This is a genomic window from Enterobacter sp. K16B, from assembly GCF_020216105.1.
Classification (GTDB): domain Bacteria; phylum Pseudomonadota; class Gammaproteobacteria; order Enterobacterales; family Enterobacteriaceae; genus Enterobacter; species Enterobacter sichuanensis.
The window spans coordinates 1-8,631 of sequence record NZ_JAIWJZ010000056.1 but is presented as its reverse complement, the minus strand read 5'-3'; the positions used below and the strand labels follow the sequence as shown (position 1 = coordinate 8,631).

The window sequence follows — 8,631 nt, the reverse complement described above, 5'->3', positions numbered from 1 at the left end:
CATCGTGCCGCCAAAGCTGCTGCTGCTCCAGGAGCCGTCCGCCGCCATGACCAGCGGCGAGATCAGAAGCAGTCCGGGCACCCATTGCTTCATCCTTTACCCCCAATCAGATAGGTCATCCGCACGTTGCGCTGGGTATTAATCTCCTGGCTCGAAAGCACCGCCAGCTGCGGGAAGATGCGGCGCAGGTAGCGCGACAGCATCAGGCGCAGGGCCGGGTTCACCAGCAGCACCGGCGGTGCGCCTAAGCCTTCCTGGTGCTGCAGCGCCTGTTCGGTCTGCTTCATCAGGTTTTCGGCAATGCCCGGTTCAATCGCGCTGCCGCTCTGGGTCGCCTGGACCAGCAGCTGCTCCAGGGAGAGATCCAGACCAATCAGCTGAATATCGTCCTCCCCCGGGAACCACTGCTGGGTGATCGCCCTGGAAAGACGCGCCCGCACGCGGGTGGTCAGCTCATCGGCATCGCTCTGGGCGGTGGCAAACTCCGCCAGCGTATCGATGATGGTGCGCATATCGCGGATCGGCACGCGCTCGGCCAGCAGGTTCTGCAGCACCTTGTGCAGCGTGGTCAGGCTGATGACCGCCGGAATGAGATCCTCCACCAGTTTCGGTGAGTGTTTGGTGATCTGGTCGAGCAGTTGCTGCGCCTCCTGACGGCCAAACAGCTCCTCGGTATGGGTGGAGATCAGATGGTTGAGGTGCGTTGCCACCACCGAACTCGGGTCAACCACCGTGTAGCCCAGCGTCTGCGCCAGTTCGCGATGCACTTCGTCAATCCACAGGGCGGGCAGGCCAAAGGTCGGCTCGGTGCACGGGGTGCCGGGGACTTCGCCCTCTGCGCAGCCGGGGTTGATCGCCATCCAGCGATCCGGTTGCACGTCGCCTGAACCAATGGTGACCCCTTTAAGCAGGATGCGGTAGTGCGTCGGGGCCAGATCCAGGTTGTCACGAATATGCACGGCAGGGGGGAGGAAGCCCATCTGCTGGGCGAACTTCTTGCGAATGCCGCGCACGCGGGTCAGCAGCTGTCCCTGCTGCTCGTGATCCACCATCGGGATCAGGCGATAGCCCACTTCCAGACCCAGGGTATCTTCCATTTGTACGTCAGACCAGGTGGCTTCGTGCACCTGCGCCACCTCGGCTTCCGCTGCGTCGGCGTCGGCCTGCGCGCCACCGGCTTTTTTCGCGTCGCCTTCACGGCCGCGCAGCCACCAGGCGACGCCCAGCAGCGTGGCGGTAAACAGCAGGAAGACGAAGTTTGGCATACCGGGGATCAGCCCCAGCAGACCAATTACGCCCGCCGCCAGCACAATCACGCGCGGAGAGGTGAACAGCTGGCCCACCATCTGCTCGCCCACATCCTGATCGTTGGCCACGCGGGTCACGACCACACCGGCCGCGGTGGAGATCACCAGGCCCGGGATCTGCGCCACCAGACCATCACCGATGGTCAGCAGGGTGTAGGTTTCACCGGCCACGCCCACGGACATATCGTGCTGCATCACGCCGATCACCAGACCGCCAATAATGTTGATCGCCATAATCAGCAGCCCGGCGATGGCATCACCGCGCACAAACTTGCTGGCACCGTCCATCGAGCCGTAGAAGTCCGCCTCCTGCGTCACCTCTTTACGGCGGCGTTTGGCTTCCTCTTCGCCGATCAGGCCAGCGTTCAGATCCGCGTCAATCGCCATCTGCTTGCCTGGCATCCCGTCGAGGGAGAAACGCGCACCCACTTCCGCAATACGTCCGGCCCCCTTGGTGATCACCATAAAGTTAATGATGATCAGGATGATGAACACGATGATACCGATGGCGAAATTGCCGCCCACCAGGAAGTGGCCGAACGCTTCCACCACCTGACCCGCCGCTTCTGAGCCGGTATGGCCATTCATCAGGATCACGCGCGTGGAGGCGACGTTAAGCGCCAGCCGCAGCAGGGTGGAGAACAGCAGTACCGTCGGGAACGCCGAAAACTCCAGCGTGTTCTGGGTAAACATGGCGACCAGCAGGATCATGATCGACAGCACGATGTTGAAGGTAAACAGCAGATCCAGCACAAAGGTCGGCAGCGGCAGGATCATCATCGCCAGGATGGTCATGATCAGTACCGGCCCGGCCAGCACCTGCCACTGGGTTTCCTTCATGTTGGGTAATCGTAATTTGGTGGCGATATTGGCCATCACTCTCTACTCTCTTGTGCAAAATCCATTCCCGCCGGAACGGGAAGATCTTTAGGTGTCAGCGGACGTAAGCCATAGCCCTTACGCCAGCGCTTCAGGCCATAAACCCAGGCCAGGACTTCCGCCACCGCGCTATAGAGCTCGGCGGGAACCGGTGAGCCGGGGTCACAATGGCGATACAGGGCACGCGCCAGCGGCGGTGCCTCAAGCATGGGAACCCGGTTCTCTTCGGCCAGTTCGCGGATGCGCAGGGCAATCAGCCCGCTACCGCTGGCGACCACTATCGGCGCCCCCATGGCGCCTTCCTGGTACTTCAGGGCCACCGAATAGTGGGTCGGGTTATTCACCACCACGTCGGCGGTGGGGACATCGGTCATCATTCGCTGCTGCGCCATCTGACGCTGCAGCTGGCGGATGCGACTTTTAATCAGCGGGTCGCCTTCCTGATTTTTGAATTCGTCTTTGATTTCCTTCAGGCTCATGCGCAACTTCTTGAAGTTGCTCCAGAGCTGGTACACCACGTCGAACGCCACCATCGGGATCAGCGATAAGATGATGACCAGCATGCAGCCCATCAGCAGGGCGCTGATATCACCCAGCGCCAGGCGCAGTGGCTCATACATCAGGCTGATAAATTTCCCTTTGTTGAACCACAGGAACAGCCCGCCACCGATGCCCGCCAGCGTCACCTTGAGAATGCTCTTGACCATTTCCGACACCATCTGCGCGGAAAACAGACGCTTGATGCCGCTGATCGGGTTGAGCTTTTTAACGTTGAACTTGAGGGCTTTGGCGCTCATATTCAGGCCGCCAATCAGCGACGGCGTGGCAACGGCGGTAAGAAACAGCCCGCCGACGAACGGCAGCAGGGCCAGAAACGCCATTCCCAGCAGCGATCCGGCGTGATGCAGCATCTGCTGCGGGTCGCTGACTAACAGCCGGTCAAACGTCAGACCGTTATGCAGCAGATGCTGCAGCTGTTTTGCCAGCCAGCCACCCGCCACCAGCAGTAACCCCCAGCCTGCCAGCAGCATCAGGAGGCTCGTCAGCTCGCGCGATCGGGGAACCTGTCCCTCCTCGCGCGCTTTTTGCTTTCGGTGGGGTGTGGGGTCTTCGGTTTTTTCGCTGTCGTTTTGTTCTGACATGACATTCGCCCGGCGGGATTAGAAGCCGAGTGACTCCAGCAGATCGTCCACCTGCTCCTGAGACGCCACAATGCCCTCGGCGCGGGTGTCAATCTGCGGACCGTTCTTCAGGTGCGCGTCACCGGTAGCGGCGCTGGCGTCGCGTTCGCTCATGTTTTCCACCAGCACGCTGATCAGCTCCTTCTCCACGGTTTCGATAACGTGCATCAGGCTTTGCAGCACCTGGCCGGTGAGATCCTGGAAGTCCTGCGCCATCATGATTTCCGTCAGCTGGCGGTTGGTCTGCTGGGTCTTTTCCGGCACGTCGTGCAGAAAGGCGCGGGTGGCTTTGACCAGCTCGCGGGCATCGTCCAGCGGCTGCGGATTGGCAAACCACGCATCCCAGCGGGCGCTCAGCGCGGTGGCGCTATCGCTCAGCCCTTCCTGCAGCGGGCGCGCCACCTCGACGCTGGTCAGCGCCCGGTCGGCGGCCTGGGAGGTCTTACCCACCACATAGTTCAGGCGGTCGCGGGTGTTCGGAAACGCGTCCGCGACTTCCATAATCGCCTGTTCCAGACCGAGGTTGGCCATGCTGTCGCGCAGCAGACGGGTCAACTGTCCGATGCGAACGAAAATCTCAGTGGCGTTATCCGCCTGCATGTTTAACGGGGAGTTCATAAGGGTTACCCGAGTTTTTCAAAGATTTTGCCGAGCTTCTCTTCCAGCGTGGCAGCGGTGAACGGTTTAACGATGTAACCATTGGCGCCCGCCTGAGCCGCGGCGATGATGTTCTCTTTCTTCGCTTCTGCGGTCACCATCAGGACCGGCAGTTTTGCCATCGCCGCATCGCTGCGGATGGTTTTCAGCAGCTCCAGTCCGTCGACATTCGGCATGTTCCAGTCGCTGACCACGAAATCGAAGTCGCTGGCGCGCAGCTTGTTGAGCGCGTCCTGGCCGTCTTCGGCCTCGTCAATGTGCTTGTAGCCCAGATCCTGCAGCAGGTTTCGTACGATGCGTCGCATGGTGGCGAAGTCGTCTACCACCAGAAAACGCAAATTTTTATCCGACATGGGGGGTATCTCCTGAACGTCGTGAGTCGGTATGGGATGATTTATGTTTATGGAAACTGTCCAGTAAGCACTGGCTGATATCGTCGAGGTCGACGATCTTTTTCGCCGCGCCCAGCGCAATCGCCTCCCGCGGCATGCCGAACACCACGCAGGTGGCTTCGCTCTGCGCGAGGGTAAAGGCGCCAGTCTGGCGCAGGTGCAGCAGGCCACGCGCGCCGTCCGCGCCCATGCCGGTCAGCAGGGCGGCGCTGGCGTGTTTGCTGGCCTGACGCGCCACGGAGTCAAACAGCACATCCACCGACGGACGATGACGGTTCACCGGCGGGGCATCGCTGAGCCTGATCCGGTAGCCGTTGTCCTGGCAGATGACCTCCATATGACGATCGCCTGGGGCAATCAGGGCGGTGCCAGGCCGCACCGGCTCGCCATCCTGCGCTTCGCGCACGGCAATCTGGCACAGCGAGTCGAGTCGCTGGGCGAAAGAGTGGGTAAAACCGGCAGGCATATGCTGGGCAATCACAATCCCCGGCGTGCTGACCGGCAGCGGCATCAGCACCCGGCGCAGCGCCTCCGTACCGCCCGTGGAGGCACCAATGGCGATGAGGCTCTGCTGGCGCACGGGAATACCGGCGAGCACCGGCCTTGTATCGGGGGCGTGCTGGGCCAGCTTCGCGCGGGCCGCGACGCGGATCTTCTCCACCACCAGCTGGCCCCAGCTGTCGATATTCTCTGCACCGCGGTGCTCCGGCTTGGGCAGAAAATCGACCGCGCCGCGCTCAAGCGCGGTCAGGGTGGCTTTCGACCCACGGGTGGTCAGGGAGGAGACCATAATCACCGGCATCGGGCGCAGGCGCATCAGGCGGGAGAGAAACTCCAGCCCGTCCATCCGCGGCATGTCGATATCCAGCGTCAGCACGTCCGGGTTGAGCTGTTTGATCAGCTCGCGAGCGATAAACGCGTCCGGTGCCGTACCGACCATTTCCATATCCGGCTGCTGATTGACCACCGCGCTGAGCATGTTTCGCATCAGCGCGGAATCATCGACCGCCAGCACACGAATCGCCTTCACCGTGTGGCCTCCGTCAGTTCATACACCGACTGCCCCCGCAGGCGCAGCGGAATATGTGCGTGGTTAAAATGTTCCGAATGGCCGACAAACAGCAGGCCACCCGGCTTAAGCAGACGCGCAAAGCGCTGCAGCAGACGCTGCTGCGTTGGCGCGTCGAAATAGATCATCACGTTGCGGCAGAAAATGGCGTCGAACGGCCCGGGAACGGACCACTTTTCATCGAGTAAATTCAGCTGCTGATAGTGGATGGCCGACAGCAGTTCCCGTCTGGCTTTCACCCATTCGCTGTTATCGCCTGCGCCCCGCAGAAAGTAGTGGCGCTTCTGCGCCAGCGTCAGGGCGTCCAGATCGCTCAGCCGGTACACGCCCGCTTCCGCTTTTGCCAGCACCTCGGTGTCGATATCCGACGCCCAGATGCGCGGCCCGGCCACCGACGCGCCAAGCTGATCGTTCAGCGTCATGGCGATAGAGCAGGGCTCTTCCCCCGTTGAGGCGGCGGTACACCAGACGCGATAGCCATTCGCGCGCTGCCGGGCATGTTCCGCGAGGATCGGGAAGTGATAGGCCTCGCGGAAAAAGGAGGTCAGGTTGGTAGTCAGCGCGTTGATAAAGTTCTGCCATTCCGGGTGCTCTGCGTGCGACTCCAGAAGGGCGATATACTCGCTAAACGTGGCCAGTCCCAGCGTGCGCACGCGACGAGAGAGACGATTGAAAATCATCTCTCGCTTTTGCGCGTTGACGACAATGCCGGCGCGCTTATAGATTAATTTCCCGACACGCTGTAATTCGCTGTCAGTCAGAGAAAGCGTATTCAGGGATAAGCGTGCAGGCGTGCTGTTAATTTCACTCATAGAATGGGATCAGACCTTACACCGGGGTATTCATTATTTCCTGATACGCGCTGATCATCTTATTTCGCGCCTGCATACCGAAGCTGAATGAAATAGAGGATTTCTGCATCGCCAGCATCACGTCATTCAGGGCAATATCGCTACTGCCTGACATCCACTGCTGTGTTTTGCTCTTCGCCTCAACCTGCGTTTTATTTATTTCGTTAATGCTGTTAAATAAAACGTCAGAAAAAGAGGGCGCGTCGCCGCGCGCGGTCTGCAGCCGGTTAGACGGGCCGCTGACCTGCTGCGCCTGGGTCTGAATTTGATCGAGTACGCCACGCATTAATGTCGCTGACATTTTTCAGTTCCTGATAAATGGGATAAAAACCACTGTTTATTGCACATCTTTTAAACGTCGACAGCTTAACACGCGTTTAAAAACCTCAGAAAATCCAATAAGCCGACAGAACTTTGAGCTTATTTATCCTTAAAAAAAACGCCTTTCAGACGATAATGCCCGCCTGAAAAATTCTTATATTTTTGAAATCGTCGACATCACTCTCGCGAATTTCGTGAGCTGACGCGCATCGCTGATGCGTGCTATTTCATACAGGAATACGGCATGAGTGCCACACTAAATGAGTTAACCAACAATCCGGCAGAGCGAATTAAATCGATACTGTCCTCACTTCGCGGCAGCCCGAAGCTTTTGCTGGTGATTTGCGGCGCTGCGGCGCTTTCCGTCATCATCGCGTTAATGTTCTGGGCAAAAGAGCCGGACTACCGGGTGTTGTTCAGCAATATCAGTGATGAAGAGGGGGGCGCGATTGTCGCCCAGCTGTCACAGCTCAATGTGCCTTACCGGATCGATACGCCGGGAGGCGTCATCATGGTGCCGGCCTCCCAGGTGCATGAGGTGCGCATGAAGCTGGCCCAGCAGGGGCTGCCAAAGGGCGGCTCGGTGGGCTTTGAGCTGCTCGATCAGGAGAAGTTTGGCGTCAGCCAGTTCACCGAGCAGGTGAACTACCAGCGCGCACTCGAAGGCGAGCTGGCGCGCACCATCGAAAATCTCGGCCCGATCCAGAGCGCGCGCGTGCATCTGGCCACGCCGAAACCGTCGATGTTTGTCCGCGAACAGAAAAAACCGACCGCTTCGGTCACCGTTAACCTGCTGCAGGGCCGGACCCTCGACGACAGCCAGGTGGTGGCGATCACCCATCTGATCTCCAGCGCGGTAACCGGGCTGGCCGCAGAGAGCGTGACCATTGTCGATCAGCGCGGCAATCTGCTGACCCAGAGCGGGCTGCGCGGCTTGCAGACGGCGCACCTGAAGTACACCAATGAAATCGAGAGCGACTACCAGCAGCGCATTCAGCGCATTCTCGCCCCGCTGGTGGGGGATGAAAACATCCGCGCCCAGGTGACCGCGCAGATGGATTTCACCGAGCAGGAGCAGACCCTGGAGCAGTACCAGCCGAACAGCGACCCGGAAAAAATGGCGATCCGCAGCCGTCAGGCCAGCCTCTCGGAGCAGGGCAACCGCCGTGGCGCGAGCGGCGTGCCGGGCGCGTTGAGCAACACCCCACCGGCACCGGCTACCGCGCCGCTGACCCAGCCGCTTAACACGCCTGCGGACGACAAAAAAGAGAAAACCACCGGCAGCAGCGCCAGCCGTGAAACGGCGCAGCCGTACAACAACCGCAGCGATGAGACCACCAACTTTGAGGTGGATCGTACCCTGACCCACACCAAATCGAATGCCGGACGCATTCAGCGTCTGTCGGTCGCGGTGGTGATTAACCACCTGCCGCAGGGGGAAGAGGGCAAGCCGGGGCCGATCGGCGAGGCCGAGCTGGCGCGCATTAACGCCCTGGTGAAAGAGGCCATCGGCTACAACGCCGCGCGCGGCGACAGCGTCAACATTCTGAATTCCGCCTTTAACGGCGTGGTGGAGACACCGGTACCGCCGTTCTGGAAGCAGGATCGCTTCTACGCGCTGCTGATGGCTATCGCCCGTTATCTGGTCATTGCCATTATCGCCTGGATCATGTGGCGCAAGCTGGTGCAGCCGGGCTGGATCCGCCACCAGGAGACCACGATTCGTCGCCTGGAGATGGAAAAAGAGGCCCGGGAAGAAGAGCTTGCGGCGAAAAAACGTGCAGCGGAGAAAAACAACCGCGACCGCGCGCAGCAGCGGGTGGATACGGAACTCAATGGTCAACAGTTGCGTGAACTGGCAGAGCAGGAACCGCGCGTTATCGCCCTGGTGATCCGCCAGTGGATGAGTAAGGAGCCGAAATAATGAATGCCTCAGAAAAAAGCGCCATCGTCATGCTGACGCTGGGAGATGTC

The 8,631-nt window shown here is 60.1% G+C and carries 8 protein-coding genes; 1 reads left to right on the top strand and 7 read right to left on the bottom strand.

All coding sequences use genetic code 11. The features are described 5' to 3' along the window. Positions 1 to 89 precede the first annotated feature (89 nt). The 7 genes from flhA to fliE are packed head-to-tail and all read right to left on the bottom strand — an operon-like array spanning position 90 to position 6,637. Positions 90 to 2,183, bottom strand: a complete 2,094-nt coding sequence (gene flhA / locus LDK53_RS12150; protein ID WP_225287302.1) for a flagellar biosynthesis protein FlhA — start codon at positions 2,181 to 2,183, stop codon at positions 90 to 92. Then, positions 2,183 to 3,328, bottom strand: coding sequence for a flagellar biosynthesis protein FlhB (flhB, locus tag LDK53_RS12145; protein ID WP_225287301.1), 1,146 nt, complete (start codon positions 3,326 to 3,328; stop codon positions 2,183 to 2,185). The genes flhA and flhB overlap by 1 nt, the downstream gene beginning before the upstream one ends. A gap of 18 nt (positions 3,329 to 3,346) precedes the next feature. Next, positions 3,347 to 3,985 (bottom strand): protein phosphatase CheZ, encoded by a 639-nt coding sequence (cheZ, locus tag LDK53_RS12140; protein ID WP_025758664.1) that lies wholly within the window; start codon positions 3,983 to 3,985, stop codon positions 3,347 to 3,349. Positions 3,986 to 3,990: 5 nt separating this feature from the next. Next, complete coding sequence (gene cheY / locus LDK53_RS12135; RefSeq protein WP_059385156.1) at positions 3,991 to 4,377, bottom strand: chemotaxis response regulator CheY; 387 nt, start codon at positions 4,375 to 4,377, stop codon at positions 3,991 to 3,993. Then, the gene (locus LDK53_RS12130) at positions 4,367 to 5,446 is read right to left on the bottom strand and encodes a protein-glutamate methylesterase/protein-glutamine glutaminase (protein WP_225287300.1); all 1,080 of its coding nucleotides are present in this window, start codon (positions 5,444 to 5,446) and stop codon (positions 4,367 to 4,369) included. The genes cheY and LDK53_RS12130 overlap by 11 nt, the downstream gene beginning before the upstream one ends. Further along, positions 5,443 to 6,297 (bottom strand): CheR family methyltransferase, encoded by an 855-nt coding sequence (locus LDK53_RS12125; protein WP_208283271.1) that lies wholly within the window; start codon positions 6,295 to 6,297, stop codon positions 5,443 to 5,445. Before LDK53_RS12125 ends, LDK53_RS12130 begins: the two co-directional genes overlap by 4 nt. Positions 6,298 to 6,313: 16 nt before the next feature. Beyond that, positions 6,314 to 6,637, bottom strand: coding sequence for a flagellar hook-basal body complex protein FliE (gene fliE, locus LDK53_RS12120; RefSeq protein WP_225287299.1), 324 nt, complete (start codon positions 6,635 to 6,637; stop codon positions 6,314 to 6,316). A 264-nt stretch (positions 6,638 to 6,901) separates the two neighbouring features. On the opposite strand from fliE, the gene fliF reads away from it, so the two are divergent. Further along, complete coding sequence (gene fliF / locus LDK53_RS12115; protein WP_225287298.1) at positions 6,902 to 8,581, top strand: flagellar basal-body MS-ring/collar protein FliF; 1,680 nt, start codon at positions 6,902 to 6,904, stop codon at positions 8,579 to 8,581. Positions 8,582 to 8,631: the final 50 nt, after the last annotated feature.